This window comes from Kitasatospora sp. NPDC029367 (genome assembly GCF_055569135.1).
On the sequence record NZ_JBVHYH010000020.1, the window covers coordinates 54,911 to 81,429 of the forward strand.

At 73.9% G+C, this 26,519-nt stretch carries 16 protein-coding genes and 1 pseudogene; 8 read left to right on the forward strand and 9 right to left on the reverse strand.

Annotated elements, in window-relative coordinates; translation table 11 throughout:
- Positions 1-20 precede the first annotated feature (20 nt).
- From ACZ4W5_RS13800 to ACZ4W5_RS13825, 6 genes are read left to right on the forward strand one after another with little or no spacing between them, the layout of a single operon-like run.
- Positions 21-4,223 (forward strand): non-ribosomal peptide synthetase, encoded by a 4,203-nt coding sequence (locus tag ACZ4W5_RS13800; protein ID WP_465654442.1) that lies wholly within the window; start codon positions 21-23, stop codon positions 4,221-4,223.
- A complete protein-coding gene (locus ACZ4W5_RS13805; RefSeq protein ID WP_465654444.1) occupies positions 4,220-7,600 on the forward strand; it encodes a non-ribosomal peptide synthetase in 3,381 nt (1,126 codons plus the stop codon). Before ACZ4W5_RS13800 ends, ACZ4W5_RS13805 begins: the two co-directional genes overlap by 4 nt.
- A 4-nt stretch (positions 7,601-7,604) precedes the next feature.
- Positions 7,605-9,131: a GMC family oxidoreductase gene (locus ACZ4W5_RS13810; RefSeq protein WP_465654446.1), complete on the forward strand. Its 1,527-nt coding sequence runs from the start codon at positions 7,605-7,607 to the stop codon at positions 9,129-9,131.
- Entirely contained in the window at positions 9,116-9,916 is an 801-nt protein-coding gene (locus ACZ4W5_RS13815) for a thioesterase II family protein (protein ID WP_360233810.1), read from the forward strand. Before ACZ4W5_RS13810 ends, ACZ4W5_RS13815 begins: the two co-directional genes overlap by 16 nt.
- Positions 9,900-13,916 (forward strand): non-ribosomal peptide synthetase, encoded by a 4,017-nt coding sequence (locus ACZ4W5_RS13820; protein ID WP_465654448.1) that lies wholly within the window; start codon positions 9,900-9,902, stop codon positions 13,914-13,916. The genes ACZ4W5_RS13815 and ACZ4W5_RS13820 overlap by 17 nt, the downstream gene beginning before the upstream one ends.
- Positions 13,916-15,304, forward strand: a complete 1,389-nt coding sequence (locus tag ACZ4W5_RS13825; RefSeq protein ID WP_465654450.1) for an FAD-binding oxidoreductase — start codon at positions 13,916-13,918, stop codon at positions 15,302-15,304. Before ACZ4W5_RS13820 ends, ACZ4W5_RS13825 begins: the two co-directional genes overlap by 1 nt.
- Positions 15,305-15,386: 82 nt before the next feature.
- On the opposite strand, the gene ACZ4W5_RS13830 is transcribed toward ACZ4W5_RS13825, so the two are convergent.
- The 3 genes from ACZ4W5_RS13830 to ACZ4W5_RS13840 form a co-directional block, all read right to left on the reverse strand.
- Positions 15,387-16,325 (reverse strand): SagB family peptide dehydrogenase, encoded by a 939-nt coding sequence (locus tag ACZ4W5_RS13830; RefSeq protein ID WP_465654452.1) that lies wholly within the window; start codon positions 16,323-16,325, stop codon positions 15,387-15,389.
- A gap of 135 nt (positions 16,326-16,460) precedes the next feature.
- Positions 16,461-17,204 carry a helix-turn-helix transcriptional regulator gene (locus ACZ4W5_RS13835; protein WP_360233822.1) on the reverse strand — a complete coding sequence of 248 codons (744 nt, stop codon included), beginning with the start codon at positions 17,202-17,204 and terminating at the stop codon, positions 16,461-16,463.
- A gap of 352 nt (positions 17,205-17,556) precedes the next feature.
- Positions 17,557-17,841 (reverse strand): hypothetical protein, encoded by a 285-nt coding sequence (locus ACZ4W5_RS13840; protein WP_360233825.1) that lies wholly within the window; start codon positions 17,839-17,841, stop codon positions 17,557-17,559.
- A gap of 141 nt (positions 17,842-17,982) precedes the next feature.
- Between ACZ4W5_RS13840 and ACZ4W5_RS13845 the strand changes: the two genes are divergently transcribed.
- The gene (locus ACZ4W5_RS13845; protein ID WP_465654455.1) at positions 17,983-19,044 is read left to right on the forward strand and encodes a helix-turn-helix transcriptional regulator; all 1,062 of its coding nucleotides are present in this window, start codon (positions 17,983-17,985) and stop codon (positions 19,042-19,044) included.
- Between the two features lie 155 nt (positions 19,045-19,199).
- Here ACZ4W5_RS13845 and ACZ4W5_RS13850 read toward each other — a convergent pair.
- From ACZ4W5_RS13850 to ACZ4W5_RS13875, 6 genes and pseudogenes are all read right to left on the reverse strand, one after another.
- Positions 19,200-19,583, reverse strand: a pseudogene (locus tag ACZ4W5_RS13850) (FAD-dependent oxidoreductase); the annotation flags it as partial.
- A gap of 74 nt (positions 19,584-19,657) precedes the next feature.
- The gene (locus ACZ4W5_RS13855) at positions 19,658-21,223 is read right to left on the reverse strand and encodes an AAA family ATPase (protein ID WP_360233831.1); all 1,566 of its coding nucleotides are present in this window, start codon (positions 21,221-21,223) and stop codon (positions 19,658-19,660) included.
- A gap of 113 nt (positions 21,224-21,336) precedes the next feature.
- Positions 21,337-21,894 carry a hypothetical protein gene (locus ACZ4W5_RS13860; protein ID WP_465654458.1) on the reverse strand — a complete coding sequence of 186 codons (558 nt, stop codon included), beginning with the start codon at positions 21,892-21,894 and terminating at the stop codon, positions 21,337-21,339.
- A gap of 44 nt (positions 21,895-21,938) precedes the next feature.
- A complete protein-coding gene (locus ACZ4W5_RS13865) occupies positions 21,939-22,124 on the reverse strand; it encodes a hypothetical protein (RefSeq protein ID WP_051826426.1) in 186 nt (61 codons plus the stop codon).
- Positions 22,121-23,908: a hypothetical protein gene (locus ACZ4W5_RS13870; protein ID WP_465654460.1), complete on the reverse strand. Its 1,788-nt coding sequence runs from the start codon at positions 23,906-23,908 to the stop codon at positions 22,121-22,123. Before ACZ4W5_RS13870 ends, ACZ4W5_RS13865 begins: the two co-directional genes overlap by 4 nt.
- A gap of 40 nt (positions 23,909-23,948) precedes the next feature.
- Entirely contained in the window at positions 23,949-24,425 is a 477-nt protein-coding gene (locus ACZ4W5_RS13875) for a hypothetical protein (RefSeq protein WP_360233843.1), read from the reverse strand.
- Positions 24,426-24,621: 196 nt separating this feature from the next.
- Here ACZ4W5_RS13875 and ACZ4W5_RS13880 point away from each other — a divergent pair, with 196 nt between their 5' ends.
- The gene (locus ACZ4W5_RS13880; RefSeq protein ID WP_465654462.1) at positions 24,622-26,514 is read left to right on the forward strand and encodes a caspase family protein; all 1,893 of its coding nucleotides are present in this window, start codon (positions 24,622-24,624) and stop codon (positions 26,512-26,514) included.
- Positions 26,515-26,519: the final 5 nt, after the last annotated feature.

The window sequence follows — 26,519 nt, forward strand, 5'->3', positions numbered from 1 at the left end:
CTGGACAAGGAGCTACCGCTGTGAGTGCAACCGCCACGACGGCCGTGGCCGACCTGCTCGACGAGCTCGCCCGTACCGGCATCCGGCTGCGCGCCACCGAGGACGGCTGGCTGGAGGTCAAGGCCCCGGCCGGCCGGCTGACCGCCGAGCTGCGCGACCGGATCGGCCGCCTCAAGCCCGAACTGCTCTCCTGGCTCGGCTCGTTGGACACCGAGCGGCCGGCCGACGCGGTGCTGCCGCAGGTGGTGCCGGACGTGGCCTCCCGGTACGAGCCGTTCGCGCCCTCCGACCTGCAGGCGTCGTTCATGATCGGCAGCCGGGAGGGCTTCGAGTACTACGTCCGCCCGCACCAGTACTTCGAGTACGAGGTCGAGGACCTGGACCCGGAACGACTGGAGGCCGCCCTCAACGCCGAACTCCACCACCAGCGCCACAACCTGGTGGTGGTCCGGGACGACATGCGGCTGGAGGCCGTCCGCGACCCGGCCCCGGCCCCGCTGCCGGTGCTGGACGTCCGGCACCTGCCGGAAGCCGAAGCGATGCGGGAGGTCGAGCGGGTCCGGCGGGAGATGGAGGACACCGAGCCGGTGCACGACAGCTGGCCGTGGGTGGACCTGCGGCTCAGTCGGCTCCCCGGCGGCCGCGCCCGCCTGCACCTCAACAACAACAACCTGTTCAGCGACGCCCCCTCGCTGCTCCGCTTCATCCCGGTGATCCTCCGCCGCTACCGCGAACCCGACTGGGCCCCGGCCGAGTTGGAGATCACCTTCCGCGAGTGCGTGCAGGCGCTGGCCGAGCTGGAGGAGTCTGCACTGGGCCGGGCCGCCCGGGCCTACTGGACCGAGCGGATCGCCGACTGGCCGGAGGCGCCGCCGGTGCCGCTGGCCGCCGACGCCGACCCGCGCTGCCGGTCCGACCTGCGACGGCGCGAGCTGCTGTTCGAGCCGCAGGTGTGGGCGGCGCTCAAGGAGAAGGCCGCCGCCCGCAACCTGACCACCACCAACGTGCTGTCGGCGGTGCACGCCGAGGTGCTCTCGTACTGGAGCGGCTCGCGGCACTTCCTGCTGAACAACATGATCACCCACCGGCTGCCGCTGCACCACCAGATGCCGGACGTGCTGGGCAACTTCGCCTCGCTCTACCCGCTGGAGGTGGACTGGCGCCCCGAGGAGTCCTTCGAGGACCGGGTCCGCCGCCTCCAGGCCCGGGTGCTGGCCGACGTCGAGCACTGCCACTGGAGCGGCGTCAAGGTGCTCCAGGCGCTCAACCAGGCCCGCCGCACCCCCGGCCGGGCGGTCTGCCCGTTCGCGATCGGCAGCGCGCTGTTCGTCGGCAAGCAGGAGCGGCCGGTCGCCAGCCGCCTGGAGACCCCGCAGACCCTGATCGACTGCGAGTTCTGGGACCTGACGGACGGTCGGCTCTGGGTGGTCTGGGACGTCATCGAGACGATGTTCCCGGCCGGGCTGATCGACGCCATGGAGCAGGGCTACCGGAGCATGGTGGCGGGGCTCGCCGCCTCCGACGACGCCTGGACCACCGTCGCCTTCGACCTGCTGCCGGAGAGCCACCGGGAGCTCCGTGCGGCCCTCAACCGGCCCTCCTGCCGGCCGCCTTCGGGGCTGCTGCACCACCCGCTGCGCAGCTGGGCCGAGCAGCGGCCCGCCCACCCGGCGGTCCGCGCCGGCGACGGCACCCTGGACTACCGGGAGCTGCGGGCCGAGACGGACCGGGTGGCCGCCCTGCTGCGGGCCGCCTGCACCCGTCCCGGTCGGCTGGTCGGCGTGGTGCTGCCCAAGGGCCGGTTCCAGATCGCCGCCGTCCTCGGCGCGCTCGCCGCGGGCGCCGCGTACGTGCCGCTCGACCCGGCCTGGCCGGACGAGCGGTTGCGCGCCGTGCTCGGCTACGCCGCCCCCGACGCCGTCCTGGCCGCCCCGGCCGACCGCGACCGGATCGCCGTGCTGACCCCCGCGCCGGTGCTGGACGTCACCGCGCCGGCCCCCGCCGACCCGGCGCCTGCCGCGCCCGAGGCCGCGCCGACCGACCTGGCGTACGTGATCTACACCTCCGGCTCCACCGGCCGCCCGAAGGGCGCGATGCTCGACCACCGGGGGCCGCTGAACACCGTCGCCGAGATCAACCGCCGGTTCGGCGTCACCGCCTCCGACGTGCTGTTCGGGGTGTCCTCGCTCTGCTTCGACCTGTCGGTCTACGACGTCTTCGGCGCGCTGCGGGCCGGCGCCACCCTGGTGCTGCCGGAGTCCGGCGAGCCCGACCCGGCGGCCTGGCTCGCCGCGGTGCGCGAGCACGGGGTGACGGTGTGGAACACCGTCCCGGCGCTGATGCAGCTGCTGGTCGAGGAGGCGGAGGCGACCGGCGCCAGCTGCCCGTCACTGCGCACCGTGCTGCTCAGCGGCGACTGGATCCCGGTCGACCTGCCGGACCGGATCCGGGCGGTCGCCCCGAACGCGGCCGTGATCGGGCTGGGCGGCGCCACCGAGGCGTCGATCTGGTCGATCTGCCACCCGATCCACGAGGTCGGGGCCGACTGGACCTCGATCCCGTACGGCCGTCCGCTGGCCAACCAGACCTGGCACGTCCTCGACGAGTACGGCCGCCCCGCCCCGACCTGGGTCACCGGCCAGCTGCACATCGGCGGCGTCGGCCTGGCCCTCGGCTACCTGGGCGACGAGGAGCGCACCCGGGCCGCGTTCGTCACCCACCCGGTGACCGGCGAGCGGCTCTACCGCACCGGGGACCTCGGCCGCTACCTGCCCAGCGGCGAGATCGAGTTCCTCGGCCGGGCCGACCACCAGGTGAAGATCCAGGGCTTCCGGATCGAGCCGGGCGAGGTCGAGCACGCGCTCGCCGAACTCCCCTCCGTCGCCCGCGCCACCGTGGTGGCCCACCGCACCGACTCCGGCATGCAGCTGGCCGCGTACGTGACGCCCGCCCCGGGCGGGCCCGAGCCCACGCCGGAGGAGCTGGCCGCCCGGCTCGCCGACCGGCTGCCCCGCTACCTGGTGCCGAGCCGGATCAGCGTCCTGGACCGGCTGCCGCTGACCGCCAACGGCAAGCTCGACCGCGCCGCCCTGCAGGCGCTGGCCGCCGAGGACGCGGCCACCCCCCGCCCGTACACCGCGCCCCGCACGCCGCTGGAGGCCGCACTGGCCGAGATCTGGGCCGCCGTGCTGGGCACCGGCCGGGTCGGCGTCCACGAGGACTTCTTCGCGCTCGGCGGGCAGTCGTTCACCGCGCTGCGGGTGATCGGCCGGATCGCCCACGGGCTGGGCCGCCGCGTCCCGCTCGGCACGCTGCTGGAGCGGCGCACCGTCGCCGGGCTGGCCCAGTGGCTGGAGGCCGGGGAGACCGCCTGGTCGCCGCTGGTGACCCTGCGGGAGGGGCCGGAGAACCCCTGGTTCCTGGTCCACCCGGCGGGCGGCAACGTGCTCTGCTACCGCGAGCTCGCGGACCGCCTCGGCGGCGCCTGCCACGCCCTCCAGGCCCCGGCCGACCCGCCGGAGACGATGGCCGAGCTGGTCACCCTGTACGTGGACGCGCTGCGCGAAGTCCGCCCGCACGGGCCGTACCTGCTCGGTGGCTGGTCCTCCGGCGCGGTGATCGCCGCCGCCATGGCCGAGCGGCTGGAGTCGCTGGGCGAGCGGGTGGAGCGGCTGGTGGTGATCGACGCGCCGGCCCCGCTGGAGGCGCGCGAGCCGGAGCCGCTCGACCTGCCGCGCTGGTTCCTGGAGGACCTGGACCTCGGCCTCGACCCGGCCGCCGCCGACCCGGACGCGCTCAAGCTCCTCTCCGAGGCAGCCGAACCGGCCGACCCCGCCGACCCCGCCGTCGCGGCCGACCCGGCCGTCGCGGACGGGACCGGCGCGCTGCTGCACCGGCTGGCGGGCCCCGGCGCGGGCCTCGGCCCCGCCGAACTGGCCGCCGCGTACACGGTGTTCCGCGCCGTGGTGCTCGCCTGCAACCGCTACACCGCGACCCGCACGGGCGCGGACGTCACGGTGGTCCGGGCGACCGAGGGCACGGTCTCCGAGTTCGCCGACCACCCGTACACCGCCGAACCCTCCTGGGGCTGGTCGGCCCTCACCCACGGGCGGGTCACGACCACCGGGGTGCCCGGCACCCACCACACCCTCCTCACCGGGCCGTCGGCCGGCGCCGTCGCGCACGCGATCACCCGGTCCACCGCGAAGGACGATTCCCGATGACCGAGGACCTGCTCGCCGAACTGCACCGGCGCGGCATCAAACTCCGGCTGGCCGACGACCGCCTCGACGTCGTCGCCCCGGCCGGCTCGCTCACCCCGGAGCTCCGCGACCGGCTGAAGGCGAGTCGCGACGACCTGCTGGCCGTGCTGCGCGGCGTGGCCGCCGGGGAGGCCCGCCCGGCGCTGGTGCCCCGGCCCGCCGAGCGGCACGAGCCGTTCCCGCTCACCGACATCCAGCACGCCTACTGGGTCGGCCGCCGCCCGGCCGTCGAGCTCGGCGGCGTCGCCACCTACCTCTACACCGAGCGCGAGCGCACCGGCCTCGACCTCGAACGGCTCCAGGACAGCCTGCGCAGGGTGATCGCCCGGCACGACATGCTGCGCGCCGTGATCACCTCGGACGGCCGCCAGCAGGTGCTGCCCGAGGTGGAGCCGTACCGGATCGCCGTCGACGACCTGCGCGGCCTGCCCGAACAGCAGCAGGCCGCGCGGCTCGCCGCGACCCGGGAGCAGATGGACCACCAGGTGCTGCCCACCGACCGCTGGCCGCTGTTCGACGTCCGTGCCTCGCTGCTGGACGACGACGTGGTCCGGCTGCACGTCGGCCTGGACATCCTGGTCGTCGACGGGTTCAGCATGTACGTGCTGTTCGGCGACTGGCGGCGCTTCTACGAGCAGCCCGACTGGACCCCCGAGCCGCTCGAACTCTCCTTCCGGGACGTGGTCCTGGCCGAGGAGAAGGCCCGGGACGGCGCCCGGCACCAGGCCGCCGAGGAGTACTGGCGGGCCCGGGTGCCGGAGCTGCCGGCCGCACCCGCGCTGCCGCTGGCCGTGCAGCCCGGCGTCCTCGGCCGGCCCCGGTTCACCCACCACCACGGCCGGATGCCCGCCGCCCGCTGGCGCGCCGTCAAGGCGGCCGCCCGGGCCCGCGGCCTGACCCCGTCCACGGTGCTCATGACCGGCTACGCCGAGGTGCTGCGCCAGTGGTCCCAGCAGCCCGACTTCACACTCAACCTGACGCTGCTGAACCGCCCGCCGGTGCACCCCCGGATCGACAGCCTGGTCGGCGACTTCACCTCCACCGTGCTGCTGGCCGCCCCGGACGCCCCCGGCGAGCCGTTCGCCGCCCGGGTCCGGGCGATGCAGGAGCAACTGCTCCGCGACCTGGACCACGCCGAGTTCAGCGGCGTCCGGGTGCTGCGCGAGCGCGCCAGGGCGGGCGGCGGCGGTCTCGGCGCGGGCATGCCCGTGGTGTTCACCGCGATGATCGCCGGGAACGAGGACGAGGACCCGTCCGCCGGCATGGAGTTCTTCGGCCGGCTGGTGCACCAGATCAGCCAGACCCCGCAGGTCTGGCTGGACCACCAGGTCACCGAGGAGCACGGCGACCTGGTCTACAACTGGGACGCGGTGGACGAGCTGTTCCCGGCCGGGCTGGTGGACGAGATGTTCGCCGCCTTCGGCGCGGTGCTGGACCGGTTGGCCGACGACCCGGCGGTCTGGGACGCCACGGCGCTGGTGGGCCTGCCCGCCGCCCAGGCCGCGGAGCGCGCCCGGATCAACGCCACCGAGCAACCGATCCCCGAGCTGACGCTGTACGGGCTGGTCGCCGAGAGCGCCCGCCGCACCCCGGACGCGGTCGCCGTGATCACCGCCTCGAGCTCCCACACCTACCGCGAACTACTCGATGAGGCCCACCGGTTGGCCCGGGTGCTGCAGTCCCGCGGGGTGCGCCCCGGCGAGCTGGTCGGCGTGGTCCTGGACAAGGGCTTCGACCAGGTCGCCGCCGTGCTCGGGGTGGCCGCCTCGGGCGCCGCGTACCTGCCGGTCGACCCCGGCTGGCCCGCCGAGCGCCGCCGCCGGCTGCTGGAGCAGGGCGGGGTGAAGCTGGTGGTGACCACCGCGCGTCCGGCCGACGGGGCGGGCCTGCCGGACGGGGACGGCCTGCCGGACGGGGTGCGGGTGCTGTCCCCCGAGGACGAGGAGGTCCGCACCGCCGACACCGCCGCGCCGCCGCAGCACCCGGCGCCCGCCGACCTGGCCTACGTGATCTTCACCTCGGGCTCCACCGGGCGGCCCAAGGGCGTGATGATCGACCACCGGGCCGCGGCCAACACCATCCAGGACCTCAACACCCGCTTCGGCGTGGGCCCCGAGGACCGGGTGCTGGCACTGTCCGCGCTCAGCTTCGACCTCTCGGTGTACGACGTGTTCGGCATCCTGGCGGCGGGCGGGGCCGTGGTCCTGCCCGCCGCCGACCGGCTGCACGACCCCGCGCACTGGGAGGAGCTGATCCGCCGCCACCGGGTCACCGTGTGGAACTCCGTCCCCGCGCTGATGCAGGCCCTGACCGAGAGCCCCACCGCCGGCCCGGAGCCGACGGCGCTGCGGCTGGTCCTGCTCAGCGGCGACTGGATCCCGGTCGGACTGCCGGACGCAGTCCGCACCGCGCACCCGCACGCCCGGGTGATCGGCCTCGGCGGCGCCACCGAGGCGTCGATCTGGTCGATCCACCACCCGATCGGCGAGGTCCCCGCGGACTGGACCCGGATCCCGTACGGCCGTCCGCTGGCCAACCAGCGGACGTACGTCCTGCACCAGGACTTCCGCCCCTGTCCGGTGTGGACGCCCGGCGAGATCTTCATCGGCGGCGCGGGCCTGGCCCGCGGCTACTGGGCCGACGAGGAGCGCACCGCCGAACGGTTCGTCACCCACCCGGTCACCGGCGAGGCCCTGTACCGGACCGGCGACCTGGGCCGCTACCTGCCCGGCGGCGACATCGACTTCCTCGGCCGGATGGACTTCCAGGTCAAGCTGAACGGCTACCGGATCGAGCTCGGCGAGATCGAGGCCGCGCTGCGCGCCCAGCCCGGCGTCGCCGAGGCGCTGTGCTCGCTGCGCACCAACCCGCGCACCGGCCGCCGCCAGCTCGTCGCCCACATCGTCGGGGCGCCCGGCGACCCGACCGACGCCGACACCCTCAGGGCCGCCCTGGAGCGGCTGCTGCCGGGCTACATGGTGCCGCACCACCTGATGTTCATCGAGCGGCTGCCGCTCAGCGCGAACGGCAAGGTGGACCGCGCGGCGCTGCCCGAGCCCTGGCAGGACGGTGAGGGCGAGGCGGCCGTCGCCCCGCGCGACGAGATGGAGCAGCGGCTGCTGCGGCTGTGGGCCGAGACCCTCGGCGACCAGAAGTTCGGGGTGCACGACAACTTCTTCGAACTCGGTGGCGACTCACTGCACGCGGTGCGGATCATCGCCCAGATCCGCGCCGAGCTCGGCATCGTGCAGGACGCCGAGGAGGACCTGGAGATGCTGTTCGACAACCCGACGGTCGCCGAGCTGGCCCGCACCCTGTCCGAGCGGGTGGGTCGCTGATCCGATGGAGACCTCGAACGGCGAACAGCTGATCTGGGACGACATCGTCGTCGGCGGCGGCTCCGCGGGCGCCGTGCTGGCCGCCCGGCTCTCCGAGCGGCCGGACGGGCGGGTGCTGCTGCTGGAGGCCGGGCCGCGCCCCACCGACCGCGGCGACCAGCCCGTCCTGTCCGGCTCCAACTGGGAGTTCGAGGCCCGGGTCGGCGACGGCGGACCGGACGGGCGCAGCTGCCCGTACCCGGTCGGCCGGGTGCTCGGCGGGTCCTCGGCGGTCAACGGCGCGCTGGCGCTGCGCGGCCTGCCGTTCGACTTCGACGGCTGGGCCGCCGCAGGGCTCGACGAGTGGGGCTGGGCGGAGGTCCTGCCCTGGTACGCCGCGCTGGAGTCCGACGCCGACGTGTTGGGCCCAGGTCACGGCACCGACGGACCGGTGCCCGTCCGGCGCACCGCCCCGTCCGAACTCGCGCCGCTGGCCTCCGGGTTCCTACGGGCCTGCGCCGACCTGGGCATCCCGCGGACCGCTGACCTGAACGACCCCGGCAGCCTCCTCGGGGCCGGCCCGATCCCGCTGAACGTGGTCGGCCGGCGGCGCTACTCGGCCGCCGACGCCTACCTGGAGCCCGCCGCCGACCGCGCCAACCTGACCGTCTGGACCGGCACCACGGCGCGGCGGGTTGAGGTCCGCGGCGGCCGGGCGACCGGCGTGACCGCCGTCCGGGACGGGCGCGAGCTGACGCTGTCCGCCGGGTCCGTCACGCTGGCCGCCGGGGCGGTCAACACCGCCGCCCTGCTGCTGCGTTCGGGCATCGGTCCGGCCGACGACCTGGCCGGCCAGGGGATCGCCCCGGTCCTCGACCTGCCCGGCGTCGGCCGCAACCTGATCGACCACCCGATCGTCGCGCTGTGGGCGGTCACCCGCCCCGGCGTGGCCCGGCCCGGCGAGCAGATGCACCAGGTGCTGGCGCGGGTCGACAGCACCGGCGGCTCCCGCCCCGACCTCAACCTGACGCTGGTGAACACCCTGGCCGGCCTGGCCGTCCCCGGCGCCGCCCAGGTGCTGCGCGGCCGCCCGGCGATGTCGCTGCACTCCACCGCGCTGCGCCCGACCTCCCGGGGCAGCGTCACGCTCCGGGACGGCGAGCCGGAGATCACCCTCGGGCTGGCCACCACCCCCGAGGACGTCGCGGTGCTGATGGCCGGGACCAGGCTGGTCTGGGAGCTGTCGCACGCTCAGGAGCTCGACCGCCATCTGGACAAGCGGCTGCTGTGGACGGAGCGGATGGTCCACCGGGACGACCTGCTGCGCCGCGCCGTGACCTCCTTCGTCTTCCCCGCCTGGCACCCGGTCGGCACGGCCCGGATGGGCCCGGACGGCGACCGGGAGGCCGTGGTGGACCAGCGGCTGGCCGTCCGCGGGCTGACCGGCCTGCGGATCGCGGACGCCTCGGTGATGCCCGCCATGCCCAGCGCCCCGACCAACCTGACCTGCCTGATGATCGCCGAGAGGACCGCCGGATGGATGTGCCAGTGATCGCCGACGCGGCCGCCTGGACGGTCCGCTGGAGCCCCCGCCCCGCCGCCGCGGTGCGCCTGTTCTGCCTGCCGCACACCGGCGGCGGCGCCGGCGTCTACCGGCACTGGGCCACCCGGCTCGACCCGCGGATCGAGCTGCGCTGCGTCCGGCTGCCCGGCCGGGAGAGCCGCTTCCGCGAGCGCCCGTACGCCGGGCTGGACGAGCTGGTGCCAGCCCTGGTCGACGCCGTCGCCCCCGAACTCGACGGTCCGCACGCCTGGTTCGGGCACAGCATGGGCGCGCTGCTGGCGTACGAGGTGTGCCGGGAGCTGGAGCGGCGCGGCCTGCCCAGGCCGGTACGGCTGCTGGTGGCCGGCCGGCGCGCCCCGCACCTGCCCGACCGGGCCGCCCCCGTGCACGCCGCGCCGACCGAGCAACTACTGGCCCACCTCGCCGAGTTGAACGGCACACCGGACGAACTGCTGCAGCACCCGGGCCTGCTCGGCACGGTCCTGCCGATGCTCCGCGCCGACTTCTCCGTCTCGGAGACCTACCGGTGGCGCCCCGGGCCCGAACTCGCCGTCCCGGTCTCGGTGTTCGGCGGAACCGACGATCCCGTGGCCGACCTCGCGGAGCTCACGGCCTGGCGGCTGCACACCAGCGCCGGCTGCACGGTCCGGCAGTTCCCCGGCCACCACTTCTTCCTGCACCAGGACCCGCACCCGGTGGTCGACGCCGTGTCCGGGGCCCTGCTGCCGCCCGACCAGCACCCGGCCGGAGGCCGCGATGACCGCGCCGCATGACCGCACCGTCCCGACCCCGCCGACCTCGCCGGCCTCCCCGACCTCCCCGACCTTTCCGCTGAGCGATCTGCAGGCCGCCTACCTGGTCGGCGCCAGCCCGCTGATGGAGCTGGGCGGCTTCCGGCCCAACCTGTACTACGAGCTCGACGTGGTCGGGCTGGACACCGACCGGGCCGAGCGGGCCGTCCGGCAGCTGATCGACCGCCACGAGCACCTACGCACCGTCGTCCTGCCGGAGGGCGAGCAGCGCGTCCTCGACCCCGGCGAGGCCCCGCCGTTCCGGCTCACCGTGGTCGACCTGAGCGCGGCCGGCGCCGAGGAGCGGCGGGCCGGTCTGGCCGCCGTCCGGGAGCGGATGCGCGACACCGGCCCCGACCCGACGGGCTGGCCGCTGTTCGAGATCACCGCCGTCCGGCTGCGCCCGCACCGCGTCCGGCTGCACCTGGCGATGAGCCTGCTGCTGCTGGACTCCGGCTCCACCCGGCTGCTGCAGGACGAGTGGTGGCGCCTCTACCTCGACCCGGACGCCGAACTGCCTCCCGTCACCGGCACCTTCCGCGACTGCGTGCTGGCCGCCGCCGCGCGCGTCGGCACCCCGGAGCACCGGGCCCACCAGGAGTACTGGGAGGCCCGGCTGGACACCCTGCCGGAGGCCCCCCGGCTGCCGATGGAGCGCCGCCCCGCGGCGATCTCCCCCGTCCTGCTGACCCGGCGCAGCTTCACCATCGACCGGGCGCAGTGGCAGCGGCTGCGGGCCAACTTCCGCGCCCACCGCATCCTGCCGACCACCGCACTGCTGCACATCTACGCCGAGGTGCTCGGCGCCTGGGCGAGCAGCCCCCGCTTCTGCCTCAACGTGCTGCACCAGAACTGGACCAACCTGCACCCCGAGGCGGCCGGCGTGGTGGGCCAGTTCAGCGCCACCCTGCCGGTGGAGGCGGACCTGACCGAGGGCGACTTCTGGGCCCGCGCCGTCCGGCTGCAGAAGCAGCTCTGGCGGGACCTGGAGCACGCCGACGTCTCCGGCGTCCACGTCACCCGCGAGCTGGCGGCCCGACGCGGCTGGACCTCCTCGGCGGCCCTGCCGTACGTGTTCAACAGCATGCTCGCCCCGGTCGGGCACGGTGCCGCCGCCCCGCGCCCGGCCTGCCGGACCGTCCACACCGGCCTGCGCACCCCGCAGGTGCTGATCGACAACCAGACCAAGGACGCCGCCGACGGCGGCATCGAGTGCGTCTGGGACGTGGTCGACGAGGCGTTCCCGCCCGGCCTGCCGCAGACCCTCTTCGACACCTACCGCCGGCTGGTCGAGGAGCTCGCCGCCCCGGACGGCGCCGAGCGGCTGCCCGAGCTGCTGCCGCCCGGCCACCGGGAGACCGTCGAGGCGCTCAACCGGCCCGCCCCCGCGCCCACCGGCCGGCTGGAGGACCCCTTCCTGGCGCAGGCCGCCCGCCGACCCGCCGCGCCCGCCGTGATCGCCCCCGGGCGCACCCTCGACTACGGCGAACTCGAAGCGCTGTCCGGCGCGGTGGCCGCCCGGCTGGCCGACCTCGCCGTCGGCCCCGGCCAGGTGGTGCCGGTGGTGATGAGCAAGGGCTGGGAGCAGGTCGTCGCGGTGCTCGGCGCGCTCCGGGCCGGGGCCGCGTACTGCCCGGTGGACGCCGCGCTCCCGGCGGAGCGGATCGCCGCCCTGCTGGACGCCTGCGGCTGCCCGGTCGTCCTGACCCAGTCGCACCGCTCGCCCGAGCTGCCCGCGACGGTCGCCCCGATCCAGGTGGACGCGGTGGACCCGCGCCCGGGGTGGGCCCCGGCCGCGCCCGGCTCCGCCGAGGACCTCGCCTACGTCATCTACACCTCCGGCTCCACCGGTGTCCCCAAGGGCGTGGCGGTGGAGCACCGGGCCGCCCTGAACACCGTCCTCGACATCGACGAGCGGATCGAACTCGGCTCCGAGGACCGGGTGTTCGGCATCTCCTCGCTCAGCTTCGACCTCTCGGTCTGGGACGTCTTCGGCACCCTCGCCGCCGGCGCCGCCCTGGTCCTGCCCGCCGCCACCTCCCGCCCCGACCCGGCCGGCTGGGCGGGCTGCGCCGCCGAGCACGGCGTGACGGTGTGGAACTCGGTGCCCGCGCTGGCCGAGATGCTGGTCGAGGTGGTCGAACAGCCGGACACCCCCGCCGCACCGCCGGTCCGGGCGTTCCTCCTCAGCGGCGACTGGATCCCGGTCACCCTGCCCGCACGTATGCGCCGCTGGCGCCCGGACGTACGGATACTGGCGATGGGCGGCGCCACCGAGGCCGCGATCTGGTCCAACCTGTACGAGGTCGGCGAGCCCGACCCGGCCTGGCGGTCCGTCCCGTACGGCACGCCGCTGCGCGGTCAGACCATGCGGGTGCTCGACCACCGGCTGGAGCTGCGTCCCCCGCACGCCACCGGCCGGATCCACATCGGCGGTACCGGCCTGGCCCGTGGCTACGCGGGCGACCAGGAGCGCACCGCCGAACGCTTCCACCACCACCCGGTGACCGGCGAACGGCTGTACTGGACCGGCGACCTGGGCCGGTACTGGCCGGACGGCACCATCGAGTTCCTCGGCCGGGAGGACCGGCAGCTGAAGATCCAGGGCTTCCGGGTGGAGCCCGGCGAGGTCGAGACGGCGCTGCGCACCCACCCGGCGGTGGCCGAGTGCGCGGTCTGCGCGGTGCCCGCGCCCGGCGGCCAACTGGCCCTGGCCGCCCTGGTGGTGGCCGCCGAGGGCGCCGTCTGCGATCCGGCCGAGCTGGCCGGCTTCCTGCGCGCCCGGCTGCCCTCCTACCTGGTGCCCGGTCGGATCCGCCCGGTGGACCGGCTGCCGCTGACCGGCAACGGCAAGGTGGACGCCAGGGCCGCGCTGGCCCTGCTCGACGCCCCCGGCCCCGAGCAGGAGGGCGGCGAACTGGACGACGGGCTGCTCAAGCGGCTCGCCGAGCTGTGGACGGAACTGCTGCAGGTGCCGGCGGTCGGCCCGGACAGCGACTACTTCGCGCTCGGCGGCAACTCGCTGCTGGCGCTGCGGCTGGTCAACAGGATCCGCGCCGAGTTCGGCGTCGAGCTGCGGTTCGGCGAGGTGTTCGAGGCCCCGACCCTGCGTGCGCTCGGGGCCCGGCTGGCCGAGGGCGGCCGGACGGCCTCCTGCGCGGTGCGGCTGGCCGACCGGCCCGGCCCGGAGCTGGTGCTGTTCCACCCGGTGGGCGGCTCGGTGAGCAGCTACCTGCCGCTGGCCCAGGCGTGGCCCGGCCCGGTGCTGGCCTTCCAGCACCCGGCGCTCGGCTCTGGTTCCGGAGAATCCGACGGACCCGAGCCGCCGGACCTCGCCTCGCTGGCCGCCCGCTACCGGGAGGAACTGGAACGGCTGCGCCCGGACGGCCCGTACCTGCTGGGCGGCTGGTCGATGGGCGGGGTGCTGGCCCACGAGGTCGCCCGGCAGCTCGCCGAACACGGCCGGGAAACCTGGCTGTTCATGATCGACAGCACCGTCCGGGACCACCGGGTCCCGTCGGACGAGACCGCCCGGCAGCTGGAGTTCCTGAGCGACCTGGCGGGCGGAGAACTGCCCGCGGCGGCCGCCGAAGCCGTCCGCGCCGCCGCCCCCGGCACCGAGGCGGCCGCCGCCCGGGACACGGCCGTCGCGCACGGCCTGCTGCCCGCCGAGGCCGACCTGCCGACCCACCGGCGGCTGTCCCGGGTCCACGCCCGGAACCTGGCACTGCTCACGGCGCACCACCCGGGCGTGGTCGAGCGCCCCGCCCTCCTGGTGGTGGCCGAGCACGCCCACCCCGGCGCCGACCCGGCCGCCGACTGGCGCGAACTCTGCCCCGACCTGGCTGTTCTGACGCGGCCTCAGAATCACTACACGATCGTCTCCGCTCAGGAACTCAGCCTACTGGTCGGCGAGTTGACCACCTGGTTGAAGAACACGCCACCCGGGGCAACCCCCCGTGACGAAAGGGAGCACAACTGATGACCGACCGTCCGCAGGCCTCGGAGGCGGTGGCCCGCGCCCTGCGCCCAACCTTCGCCGGCGCCGTCCACCTGCCCGGTGACGAGGCGTACGACACCGAGCGGCTCGCCTGGATGCGTGCCGTCGAGTCCCACCCCGCCGCCGTCGCCATGGCCACCGGCACCGAGGACATCCAGGCCGCCGTCCGGGCCGCCCGCGAGGCCGGGGTGCCGTTCGCCCTGCAGGGCACCGGCCACGGTGCGGTCCACCCCTCGGACGGCGGGCTGCTGCTGCGCACCTCGGCGCTGAACGCGGTCACCGTCGCCCCGGCGAGCCGTACCGCCGTGGTGCAGGCCGGCGCGCTGTGGTCCGACGTGATCGCGGCCGCCGCGCCGTTCGGCCTGGCTCCGCTGTCCGGCACCCCGATGGTCGGAGCGGTCGGCTTCACGCTGGGCGGCGGCATCGGCTGGCTCTCCCGCGAGTTCGGCTACGCCGCCGACAGCCTGGTCTCGGCCGAGGTGGTCGGCGCCGACGGGCAGCTGCGCATCGCGAGCGCCGCCGAGAACCCGGACCTCTACTGGGCCCTGCGCGGCGGCAGCGGCAATTTCGGTGTGGCCGCGGAGTTCACCGTCCGGCTGTACCCGGTCGCGACGGTGTACGCGGGCCACCTGCTGTTCGATCTCGACCGGGCCCCCGAGGGCGTCCCGCACTACCTGGAGTGGGCGCCGCAGCAGCCCGGCCAACTGTCCACCGCGCTGCTGATGATGCGAATGCCCCCGGGCCCGCCGGTGCCGGAGCCGTTCCGCGGCAAGCAGTTCCTCTGCCTGCGGGTGTGCTTCGACGGGTCGGCCACCGAGGGCGAGCGGCTGCTGAAGCCACTGTTCGACACCCTGGGCGCGCCGGTGGCCGGTGCCCTCACCGAGATGCCGTTCGCGCAGGCCGGCCCGGCCATCGCCGGCCCGCCGCCGCCCCCGATGGTGGCGCACCAGGTGATCGACCTGTTCCACACCGTCCCGCAGGCGGGCGTGGACGCGATGGTCGCGGCGGCCGGTACGGGCTCGGCGGCCCCGCCGATGTCCACGGTGGAGATCCGCCACTGGTCCGGCGCGATGGCGACCCCGGGCCCGGACGCCGGACCGGTCGGCCACCGTGACGTGCCGTTCTCGGTGATCACGACGGCGATGATCCCGGCCCCCGCGATGGCGACCCCGGTGCGGGACTGGGCGGACGGCCTGCACGCCCGCCTGGAGCCCTTCGCCACCGGCGGGACGTTCCTCAACTTCCTCACCGACGGGTCGAAGACCAGGACGGCCTACACCGAGGCCAACTGGTCCCGCCTCCAGGAGGCCAAGCGCACCTGGGACCCGGAGAACTTCTTCCGGGTGAACCACAACATCCCGCCCCGCTGAGCCCTCCCCCCGGGGCCCCCGGTCCCCGTCCCCGTTCTCCTCGAACGGGGACGGGGACCGGCCCAACGCCTGCGGGGGACGCTCAGTCCCCGGCGGCACCGAACAGGTGCAGGTAGAGCACCGCGGAGTTCACCCCGTCCACGCCGATCAGATGGTTGACGGCCTCGTCGAAGTACCCGGCCAGCCCGATCGAGGTCTTGCCGAGCCAGGTCGCCACCAGCGCCAGATTCTGCGCCAGGTGTCCGGACTCCTGGAGCACCAGCCGGTAGGAGCGCAGCCCGTACTGCGACCGCTGGTAGCTGAGGTCCCCGACGGTGAACACCCACAGTGGGCAGTCCTCGGCGTCGATCGCGCCGCCGCCCGGCTCGTCCGGGTCGGTGGCCGGGGCGCAGCGGCGCAGCCGGCCCGACAGGTCGGCGGTGTCGAGCTGTTCGAGGGTGTGCGCCTGGGGCTCGTACCGGTACAGGCCGCGCTCCAGGCCCTCGATCCCGTGGCAGTAGAGCAGCAGTTGGAGCGGGTAGCGGGCGCCGCCGCTCGGGTACGCCCGTACCTGTTGGACGGTGTCCGGGCCGGGCCGCCTGACGGCGGTGATCCCGGCCGCGTGGTGCAGCAGGGCGGACAGTTCGGCGAGGCCGAACGGCCCGCGGTAGCGGCCGTACCCGGTGCGCCGGGCGAGCAGCACCTCGGTGAACGAGGCGGGCGTCCCGGCGGGCTCCGCGAGCCCCGGATCGGGCAGCGGGACGGTCGCGAGCACCGGCCCGAACTCCGCCCGGGCGCCTGGCGCATCCCGGGACGAACCCGGCCGCTGGTCGGTCATCCGGGCCTCCACGAAGTTGCTCTCCTCGTGGTACCGCCGGTCCGGGGCGGCCGGCCCGTCCGCGAAGTAGGGCTCGCGCGGGCCGGCCGGCGCCGCCGGCAGCAGGCCGACGGCGGCCCGCAGCCGCTCGGGACCCCGGGCCACGGTGCTTCCGACGGCGCGCCAGGTGCCGTGGGTCTCAGAAATCGTACTCAGCTTCCTCACCTGCCGAGGAGAGGCCGGTCCTCGTCCGGCCGTGGGCGTGTGCGCTCGCGGCCCCGCCGGGGCCGCGGTCCGAATCCGGTCCGTTTACCGGTCCGAATCCCGTCCGATTCCGGCCGCTCAGGCCGCTCAGGCCGCTCAGGCCGCGATCGACGGCTGCTCGACCAGGTCGGGCAGGGCGAGCAGGATCGGCGGGTGGTGCCAGGCGGGCGGGCGCACGGTGAGGTTGAGGTCTACCACCTCGCCCGGGGCGATGTCGATCGGCCCCACGGTGCCGACGAGGAGGTTCTGCTTTCCAGGACTCGGGACGCCGTCCGGGTGCGTCCCGTGTCCGACCGCGTGGATGAACCAGGTCCCCTCGGGGACGCCGGTCAACCGGAAGGAGCCGGGTTCGATGATGACCGCCCTGACGGCGGGACATCGTTCCAGGATCGAACTCTCGAACACTCCTATGTAGACGGCGGTGACCCCGGGGTCGAAGACCCGGACGATGCCGGTCACGGTCCCGCCCCGCCCGTCCCTGCCGCCCGTCACGGCGGCCGGTCCGAGCGCCGGCCCTCCGACGGACTCACCCGGGCCGTACTGCCGGTACTGGGTCGGCGAGCAGCCCACCGACTCGGTGAAGCGCCGGGTGAAGCTTCCCGTACTGCTGTATCCGACCTGCGCCGAGACGTCGGAGACGTTCAGCGAGGTGGTGAGCAGCAGGCGCTTCGCCTCCTCCAGGCGGACGGCCGTGAGGAATCGCCCGGGAGTGACGCCGGTGACACGCCTGAACGTGCGCAGGAAATGGAATTTACTGACCCTTGCCGACTGGGCGAGATCATCGAGGGTCAGCGGTTCGAAGTATCTGTAGCGGATGGTGCTGACGGCAGACTCGATCATGCGCTCCATATGAGCTCCCCCTGCAATTCGACCCGCTGACCCGAGCCGGAGCGCCAGATGGCGCAGGCGCGCCCGCACGAGAGCGGAGACGGCTGAAGCACCGAACCCGTGGACGCCCGCCGGAACCGCTCACCCCTGGAGGGGAGCCCTAGCTGCGCCACTCACTCATGGTCACAGGGTGGAGGCACGAATGTCTTCTTCAATCTTGCGATTTCTAGAGACTCACTACAGAAGAATTTGACCGTGTCCACGCCAAACTGTGGACACGGCCCAGGCCGACACGAAGCATGGCACTTTTCGACGGACCGTCAGCTGATCAGGCCAACTCCCCCAGCAGCAGCCATGACTCCTCCTAGGCCGACGCAACCTGCTCGTAGACGGTCACCTCCTCGACGTTCCAGGCGCGGCCTTCGTCGCGCCGGAAACCGCTCGGGCCCTGCGCCGCACTGTCGGCGGCATCCTGGGACGCGAAGACGACGACGCCCAGCCCCTGGTCGCCCTCGGGGCCGAGCAGCCACTGACCGCTCACGAAACCCGGCCGGCGCATTGCCCAGCCGACGATGTCCTCGCGCAGGTGCCGCGTGACCACCTCGGTCCGCGACGGGTCGACCGACATCCGCACCACCATCGTGTACATGGCCCCGCTCCTTGGCTCGATACAGCCTTGTCTTCTTGCTGCTCACGCTAGAAGCACCCTCCCGACGAGCCCATCCCAGATTCCTGGGATTCGCAGGCGCCGACTCCCGTTGCGCGCGGCGACCGGGGTTAACCTGCGATCGTGACCGACAGGACCGCCCGGGTCAGGGAACAGCTGGTGCTGCTGTGCGAGCAGGACACCAACGTGCGGACGCTGCGTCTGGCCCTGCTCCCTCTGCTGCGGCGCGTGATCGGGTTCGACGCCTACGTCTGGCTGGCCACCGACCCGGAGACATCGGTGGGTTCCGCACCGCTGGCGGACGTCCCGTGCCTGCCGGAGCTGCCACGGCTGATCCGGCTCAAGTACTGCACCACGGTCAACAGGTGGACCGGCCTGAGCGCCCCGGTGGCTTCCCTGCACCAGGCGACGGGAGGCGACCTGGAGCGCAGCCTGATGTGGCGGGACCTCCTCCGCCACTACCAGGTCACGGACATCGCCTCCTCGGTTTTCCGGGGCAGGTTCGGCTGCTGGGGATTCCTCGACCTGTGGCGCCTGCAGGACGCACCCGCGTTCACCACGGCAGAGCTGGACTTCCTGCACAGCGTGACCGCGCCGCTCACCGCGGCGCTGCGCCGCAGCCAGGCGGCGACGTTCACGACCGAACACGCAGGGGCCCCGCCTCCCGCCGGACCGGCCATCATGCTGCTCTCCCCGGAACTCCAGGTGCGGGCCACGACACCGCCGACGCAGCACTACCTTCGGCAGCTCATCCCGCCGGATTCCCCGGGCCGGGCGCCGATCCCGGCGGGTGCCTACAACGTGGGCGCCCAGCTCCTCGCCCGTGAAGCCGCAGTGGACGCGAACCCGGCACGCGCCCGCGTCCACCTGGGCAGCGGCCACTGGCTCACCCTGCGCGCCGCCCGGATGGACTCCGGCGCGCCGGTGCCCGAGCGCGACATCGCCGTCACCATCGAAACCACCGCCCCCAGCGAGCGCCTCACGCTGTTCGCGCGGTCCTACGGCCTCAGCACCCGCGAGACCGAGCTCCTGGCCCACCTCCGCACCGGCGCGAACACGCGCGAGGTGGCCCGGTTGATGTTCCTGTCCGAGAACACCGTCCAGGACCACCTCAAGTCGGTCTTCGCGAAGACGGGCAGTCGCACCCGGCAAACCCTGCTCGCCCACGCCTTGGGAACCCAGTGAGCTGACAGCCAACCTCGGACGCCCCCCGGCCCCTCCTTGGTCCCCGGACGTCAGACCTCGCCACGAAAGCGCGCCGTTCCCCACCCAAGCCGCAGCCCTGGGAGGGTGGGGAATCCCAGCGAGCAGGTCTGCCCATCCCCCGAGCGAGGCGTAGCCTCGATGCCGGCCAGGCCCTCCCCGACAACCAGCAGTGTGCCGCCCTCGCCCAGAGCGGCCAGGCGCTCGCGCAGGCGCAGCGCCGAGGGCAGGCCGGTCACGTCGAAGGCGTACTCGGCCACTCCGGGGACACCGTGGTGGGCGACGGAGCTGCCGAGCGTGTAGAGGAGCGTGTCGTACCCGAGTTCGCCATCGCCGTCCGCGCCGATCAATGCGACGGTCCTGCGCTTGGGGTCGACGCCGGTGACGCTCGCCAGGCGCAGCCGCACCCCGGTGCCCGCGAACACGTCGGCGAGCTTGCGGAACGCGAGGTCCCGGCCGGTCGCGACCTGGTGGAGCCGCATCCGCTCGACGAAGTCGGGCACGGCGTTGACGACGGTGACGGCGCCCCGACTGCTGACAGGAGTTGGATGTGACGCGGGTCACAGAATGGGAGATCTACGGATCTCACCGACGGCTACTCGCCCATGAAGACGACGCGGCGGGGTGTACCGGAGGTGCCGGAGGTCGTGGTGGTCGTGGTGCGGCCGGCCGGGACGGCTCGGTCGCGGCCCCAGGTGCGGATCTCCTCGATCTGTTCGGGGTTGGTCCGGCTGAGCGGCGTGGTGTTGGCGAAGGTGTCGAGCACGAACGACGGGAGCAGCTTGGCGGCGCCGCCGTTGAGGTGCACCTCGGCGCCGACCTCGTGGAGGGCGGCTTCGATGTCGGAGCCGGCGAATCCCTCGGAGAGGTCGACGAGACGGTCCACCTGGTCCGGGTCGGGCTCGACCTTGACGTACTTGCGGTAGTAGAGATCGATGATCTCCTTGCGGTCCTGCGCGTCGGGGAGGTCGACGAAGAAGAGTTCGTCGAAGCGACCCTTGCGGAGGAGCTCGGGCGGCAGGCTGCGGACGTCGTTCGCGGTGGCGACGACGAACGCGCGGGAGTCCGACTCCTGGAGCCAGAAGAGGAACTGGCCGATGACGCGCTGCGGCACGCCGGACATGTCGTGGCTGCCGGCCAGCCCCTTCTCGATCTCGTCGATCCACAGGATGCACGGCGCCACCCGGTCGGCGGTCTCCAGCGCCTCCCGCATCCGGCCCTCGGACTCGCCGAGGTACTTGCCGTGGATGCTCGCCATGTCGAGCCGGTAGAGCGGGAGTTGCCACTGCGAGGCGATGGCCTTGGCGGACAGCGACTTGCCGCAGCCGGGCACGCCGACCAGCAGCACGCCGCGCGGCGGCCGCAGGTCGGTGCCGCGCAGATCGGCGTGCATCAGTTCGTGCTTGCGCTGGAGCCATCCCCGCAGGCTGCTCAGGCCCCCGACGGAGTAGTCCGAGGCCTTGAGCTGGACCCGCTCGAGGCCGGCGAGGTCGCTGAAGATCCGGTCCTTGGCCCGGGCCAGCGCGAGGACGTCGTCGCGCTGGACCGCTCCCTTGGCGACGATGGTGGCCATCAGGTTGACCGCTTCGGCCTCGGTCACGCCGAGCAGGAACTCCGAGGCGCGGCGCGCGTCGTCCTCGTTCCATTCGATCGGCACCACGCCGTGGTGGTCGTCGAGGAAGCTCTTGATGGTGCCGTACATCTCGTCGGCGTCCGGCAGTTCGAGCTGCAGGCTCATGCCGAGCCGTTGCAGTCCGCTCCAGATCGGGCTGTCGGTGATCAGGACGATGCTGCCGGCGTTGGCGTCGGCCAGCCGGGCGAGTTCGGCGACGTGCCGGGTGAAGTGGGTGTCGGTCTCCAGCCCGTCCGGGTCGACCAGGATCAGGGTGGCCTGCGGGCGGCTGGTGAACTGGGCGGCGGCGAACTCCATGGCGCCGGTCAGGGAGCGGTCGTCCTGGACGGTGGCGTTGGAGCGCAGGTCGCGCAGGCCGGTGGCCCTGGTGTAGATCCAGAACGGCTGGCTGCTCCGGCGCGACCGGGTCGCCACCTCCTTCACCAGCCGCAGCGCCCGCTGCTGCTCGATGGTACGCAGGCCGATCACCGGTACTCGCGCGGTGAGGTAGTTGTCGAGGTCGTCTCGGCTCTCGGCGTAGTTGGACATCTGGGCCTCGGGTCTCGGTTCAGCGGTTCGGCGGGACGGCGGTTCGGCAGGACGGCAGTTCGGCGGGACGGCAGTTCGGCGGGACGCGGTAGGACGGCGGGTCGAGGACCCGGTCAGCCCGGGACGATGCGGCGGCGCGGCCCGTCGGTGGGGTCGTAGGACCAGCCGCCCGGGTCGGCCGGGGGCGTGGCGGTGATGACGGCGGTGAGCGGGTTGTCGCGCAGGGTGCGGCGGCGCGCGTCGACGGCCTGTTGGTCCTGCTCGTACGACGCCCGGCGCTCCAGCTCGCGTTCCAGGTCCTCCTGGGCCCGGCGGGTCTGCCCGTCGATGATCGCGGTCAGCTTCTCCCTCAGGTCGGCCGGGAGCTGCGGGTGGCCGGCGAGCGCCCGGATCCGGTGCAGCCCGGTGCGTGCCTGAGCGAGGGCGCGGCCCACGGCGAACTCGTCGTCGGCCGCGTTGACCGCCGCGACGAGCGCGTCCGCCCAGGCCTGGAGGCGCTGTTGGAACGCTTCCGTGATCCGCGCCCCGAGCCGCTGCCAGGTGTCCTCGGGGAAGTCGGTGGGCGTGAGCGCGGGCAGGCCGGTGTCGTCGACCGGCTCGCCCGCCGACCAGCGTTCCAGGAAGTCGGCCCAGGCGTGGTACCGGCCGCCGAGTGGTCCGGGTGTGCCCACTGCCTGCTGCCCGGCCGGTTTCACGCGCCGCCGCCAGGCCGGTGTCACAGCCCGCTTCCGGGGCGGCGCACCGTCACCTCGCCGGGCGGCAGCGGTTCCCAGTCCGGCAGGCCCTCGACGATCCGGCGCAGCCGACTGGTGGCCCGCTCCGTGGTGGACTTGGGGCTGGCCGCCCACGGGGAGGCGGCGGGGCGACGCGGTGGTGGCGGGGCGGGGTAGGGCGTGGTCACTGCGTTCCTCCGGACTGCGGGGCGGCGGCGGGTCGGACGGTGCGCCCGTCGAACGGGCTGTGGGCGTGGCCGGCGGCGGCCAGTGAACCGATGAACTCGCGGGTCCGGGCCTCCACCTGGTCCGCGTTCCGGTAGGCGGTCTTCCAGTCGGTGTACTCGGCGCACGCGCCGCGCAGTTGGAGGATGGAGTCGTTCTTGGCGCGCGCCAGCAGCTCCTTGGCCGAGTCCGTGGCCCTCCGGGCGGCCTCGGAGCGGGTGTACAGCACCACTCCGCAGATGCCGCCGGCCACGACCGCCAGGCCGAGGGCGACCGCGATGCTCATCGGGCCGACGACGAGCAGCAGCAGCACGAGCGCGCCGCCGAGCATGACCAGCTGGCGCTGCAGCGGGTAGGCCAGCGAGGCCAGGAAGGGGGCGGTGTGCTGGTCCCAGTGCTGGGCGAGCGACTGCTCCAGGGCGGGGAGCGGGGTGTTGAACGAACCTGCCCACTGCGGCAGGTTGAAGACCTGGGCCCCGAAGGTGTGGCTGGTGGCGAACACCGCGTGGACGTCCGGCGGTTCGGCCATCCGGTAGTCCCGGCTGAAACCGGCGTGGGCCTGCGCGAACCACTCGTGGCAGGCGGCGACGGCGAGCCGCTGGGTGGAGGCCGAGGCACCGATGGCCGAGGGGTTGAGGGCCGCGGTGGACTGGATGGTGAGGTAGTCGAGCGTCTCCTCCAGCGAAGCGGAGTCCACGTCCACGGCCTGCCTGGCGGCGTCCAGGTCGCCGTCGCACGCCACCACCGCCTGGTTGAACGCCAGGTCGCGGCGGAGCGGCAGCTCCTCGTTGTCGTACTCCGAGACCAGCCGGTCCAGGATGTCGTCGATGGCGTCCTCGAGCCGCTCGGACGGGAGGGACTCGCCCGCCATCATCGCGGTGTACTTGGCGAGGATCGCCTGCTGGGCCCGGGCCGAGGCGAGTACGGCGTCCAACTGCGGCCACTGCGGGGACACCTGGGAGAGCCGGGGGAACTCGCCGGCGGCCGACGGTGCGCGCAGGCTGTCGATCTCCGCACGCCACCGACGTACCTGGGCGGCCCGGGCCTCGTCGTCGCCGAGCAGGGTCTCGCGCCACCGCCCGAGCGTCTCGTGCAGCATCTCGCGGCCGCCCGCACCGAAGGCCCCCTGCGAGATGGACTCCAGGATGACCGCGAACTCCCGACCGAGGGCGGCCGGGTCCTGGGCGATCAGGTAGTGCCGCAGCCACCGCACCGCGGCCTGCTGGCGGCCCTGTCTGCGCAGCACCAGCGCGAAGAGGAGCGAGGTGCGCTCCGGCGAGCGCCGGAACGCCTCGTCCACCGCCCGCTCGCACAGCCCCGGGTCGTCGGCGGACCAGGCCGCGAGGGCGACCAGGGCGGGCGCGAGCCAGTAGCGCGGCGTCTGGATCATCAGCTGCTCGCTCACCGAGGTCACCGTCGCCTCGGACACCAGGCCGAGGTCGAAGGCCTGCAACATGCCGACGGCGGTGCGCCGGACCACCTTGTGGTGGCCGAACTCGTGGTCGACCTTGTCCTGGATGACACCGATCCGGGTCTCGGCCCGCTGCACGTTGGCGGTCAGCTGGGACTGGTGGACGAAGGCCAGGAAGTCGGCGCGCAGTTGCTGCAGTTCGCTCTGGGTCTGCTGCTGCGCGATGCCGACGGCGGAGACCTTGCCGGACACCTGGCCGACCTGCTCGGAGAGCCGGTGCACGAGTCTGTCGACCTGCGCCACCTGGTTGCGCAGGACGTGGTCCACCTCTGTCATGCGGGTCTCCGTTCACGGTGTGGCAGTCGGCGGGACGGGTTCACGGGCGTACCACGCTGCCGTCCGGGAGCACCGGCAGCACCAGGCCGCCGTCGTACACCTCGACGAAGGCGTAGGCGCCGGTGCGCACCAGCATCCGGGCGGCCGCGAAGGGGTGGGGCATCGGATCCCCGGGGGCGAAGTGGTCCACGATCGAGTGGAACAGGTTCAGCTGGTGGTCGACGTACGGTGCACCGAGGTAGCAGGTGGCGAGGAAGCCGAGCGGGACGTCGCCGAACTCGTTGGTGTAGTGCTCCTTGAGCCAGTCGGCCAGCTCGTTGCAGGCGGCCGGGTCGAGTCCGGCGTCGAGTCGGCGTACGGCGTTCAGGAAGCCCACCGGCCTCGCGCGCAGCCGGTCCGCCCCGACGCGGGTCTGCGGCGGTCGCCCGCCGGTGGCCGGACCGCTCGCCGCAGCCCGACCGGGCGCGGTCGCCTGGCCAGGTCGCACGACGCGGCGGGGCTGCTCAATGAAACCCATGAATCCCCCGATGACCATGGAGTGACACCGCGCTCACAGCGCGCGGTCGAGAAGGGAAGGATAGTGATCGCACCGCCATATTGCGAAGCCGTGCAGGTGATCGCACGCGCATGGCCGGATGACGACCTGTTCCCGCCCACCATTCGCCCGGTCGACCGGACCGCCGGGGCGGTGTCCGCCTGGAACACTTCTGACCATGAGGACGGTATTTGCACTCCTGGTGGGGATCAACGACTACTCGGCGCTCGGCCGCCCTTCGCTCCGAGGGTGCGTCAACGACGCGGCCGCTGCTGAGCGTTGGCTGGGCGCGAAGGTGACGGAGCCGGTCGTGCGGACGCTGCTCGACACCGACGCCACCGTGCGTGCGGTCACCGACGGCATCCGCGGGCATCTCGGGCAGGCGGGGCCGCAGGACACCGCACTGCTCTGGTTCTCCGGCCACGGGACCGAGTTCGACGCCACGGCCGAGCAGCTGAAGGTCGAGTCCACCGGCCGCTGCCAGGCCCTGGTCTGCGCCGACGGGCCCTTGCTGGACAAGGAGCTGGGAGCCCTGCTGGACGAGGTCGCCGCCCGCGGCACCCATGTCGTCGCGGTCCTCGACTGCTGTTTCTCGGGCGGCGCGACCCGGGACGCCGAGGGCAACGCGCGCCTCCTTCCACCGGATCCGTCCTGGGCGGCGCTCGCGACGGCCCGCGACGTCACCGCTCCTGCGGCCGGGCCGGGTCACGTCCTGCTGGCCGCGAGCCGGCTGAACCAGCCCGCGTTCGAGGACTGGTTCGACGGACGCACGCACGGCGTGTTCACCCACGCACTCCTCGGCGCGCTCGGCGAGCAGGGCGGCCCGGAGCTGAGCTACCGCCGGCTGATGGCGGCCGTGCAGTGCCGGGTGCAGGGCTCGGGTGAACGCCAGCACCCGGTCCTGCTCCCCCTGGAGGCCGGTGGCCCTGCCGACCGGCCGTTCCTCGGCGGGGCCGTTCGCGCCCCGAGCCCTCACCTGCTCCGCCACGGTGCTTCGGGCTGGGAGGTGGACTGTGGAACCGTCCACGGGCTGCGCGGCGGCCCGGACGCCGGCGGTACCGAGTTCAGCGTCGAACCCGGGCCCGGCAGCCAGGACCGGCACCTGCTGACCGCCCGGGAGGTCCGGGTCGACCGGACCCTGGTGGAGCCGTCCGGCTGGTCACCCGATCCGACGCTCAGCTACCCGGTGACGCTCTCCGCGCTGGCCCTGCCGCCGGTGTCGGTCCTGGTCGAGGCAGCAGAACGCCCTGCGGGGGATGCCGAGTTGACCGACGCCCTGCGCACCGCCCGCTCGCCGCTGCTTCGCCTCGTGGACGATCCGCGGGACGCGCCCGGGACGCTGCTGCGGGTCGTCCTGGACCGGGCGCAGGCCCGGGTGCTGTTCCGGGACGGATCCCCCGCCGTCCCGGCGCTGCCGTGGGGCGGTACGGCCGACGCCCGGCGGATCGTCGACTGCCTCGTCCACCTGGCCGGCTGGCATCAGCTGCGCGACCTCGCCAACCCCGATCCCTCGCTCGGATCCCACGTCCGGGTCGAGGTGACGCCCTGGGGCAGCGGTGCCCCGATCATGCCCGAGGGCTCCGGTGAGATCGTCTGCAGTTACGGGCACGGGCCGGGCGGCCGGCAGGAGCCGAGGGTGTCCGTCCGCATTCACAACCGTTCGACGGGCAAGGCCCTCTGGTGCGTCCTGCTGAACCTCACGGACAGCTACGCCAGCCGATCGGTCCTCTTCCCCGGAGCCTTCATCGCCCCCGGCGGCACCGGCTACGCGCTGAACGGCGATCCGGTTCACCTCAGTCTCCCGCCCACTCGACCGGTCCGGCCCGGCGCCTACGTCCGTGACTGGCTCAAGCTGATCGTGGCCGAGGGCGAACTGAACACCGTGCCGTTCCAGTTCGGGCCCTGGGACCCGACGCTGCCCGCGGACCGGCAGAGCGGCCGGTCGACGGACGGCGTGTTCCGCCCGCTCGCCCCGGGCGGCAGCCGGGACATGCTGCCCGGCCGCCCGGCGGCCTCCCCCGGCCGCTGGGCGGCGCTCACCCTCCCGCTCCGCACGGTCGTCCCGGACTGATCCGC

Bases quoted from the DNA above. Each gene is read 5' to 3' on its own strand.
- ACZ4W5_RS13870 (WP_465654460.1), bottom strand. From the start codon at position 23,908: ATGACAGAGGTGGACCACGTCCTGCGCAACCAGGTGGCGCAGGTCGAC.
- ACZ4W5_RS13815 (WP_360233810.1), top strand. From the start codon at position 9,116: ATGGATGTGCCAGTGATCGCCGACGCGGCCGCCTGGACGGTCCGCTGG.
- ACZ4W5_RS13825 (WP_465654450.1), top strand. From the start codon at position 13,916: ATGACCGACCGTCCGCAGGCCTCGGAGGCGGTGGCCCGCGCCCTGCGC.
- ACZ4W5_RS13810 (WP_465654446.1), top strand. From the start codon at position 7,605: ATGGAGACCTCGAACGGCGAACAGCTGATCTGGGACGACATCGTCGTC.
- ACZ4W5_RS13805 (WP_465654444.1), top strand. From the start codon at position 4,220: ATGACCGAGGACCTGCTCGCCGAACTGCACCGGCGCGGCATCAAACTC.
- ACZ4W5_RS13820 (WP_465654448.1), top strand. From the start codon at position 9,900: ATGACCGCGCCGCATGACCGCACCGTCCCGACCCCGCCGACCTCGCCG.
- ACZ4W5_RS13855 (WP_360233831.1), bottom strand. From the start codon at position 21,223: ATGTCCAACTACGCCGAGAGCCGAGACGACCTCGACAACTACCTCACC.
- ACZ4W5_RS13875 (WP_360233843.1), bottom strand. From the start codon at position 24,425: ATGGGTTTCATTGAGCAGCCCCGCCGCGTCGTGCGACCTGGCCAGGCG.
- ACZ4W5_RS13840 (WP_360233825.1), bottom strand. From the start codon at position 17,841: ATGTACACGATGGTGGTGCGGATGTCGGTCGACCCGTCGCGGACCGAG.
- ACZ4W5_RS13835 (WP_360233822.1), bottom strand. From the start codon at position 17,204: ATGATCGAGTCTGCCGTCAGCACCATCCGCTACAGATACTTCGAACCG.
- ACZ4W5_RS13880 (WP_465654462.1), top strand. From the start codon at position 24,622: ATGAGGACGGTATTTGCACTCCTGGTGGGGATCAACGACTACTCGGCG.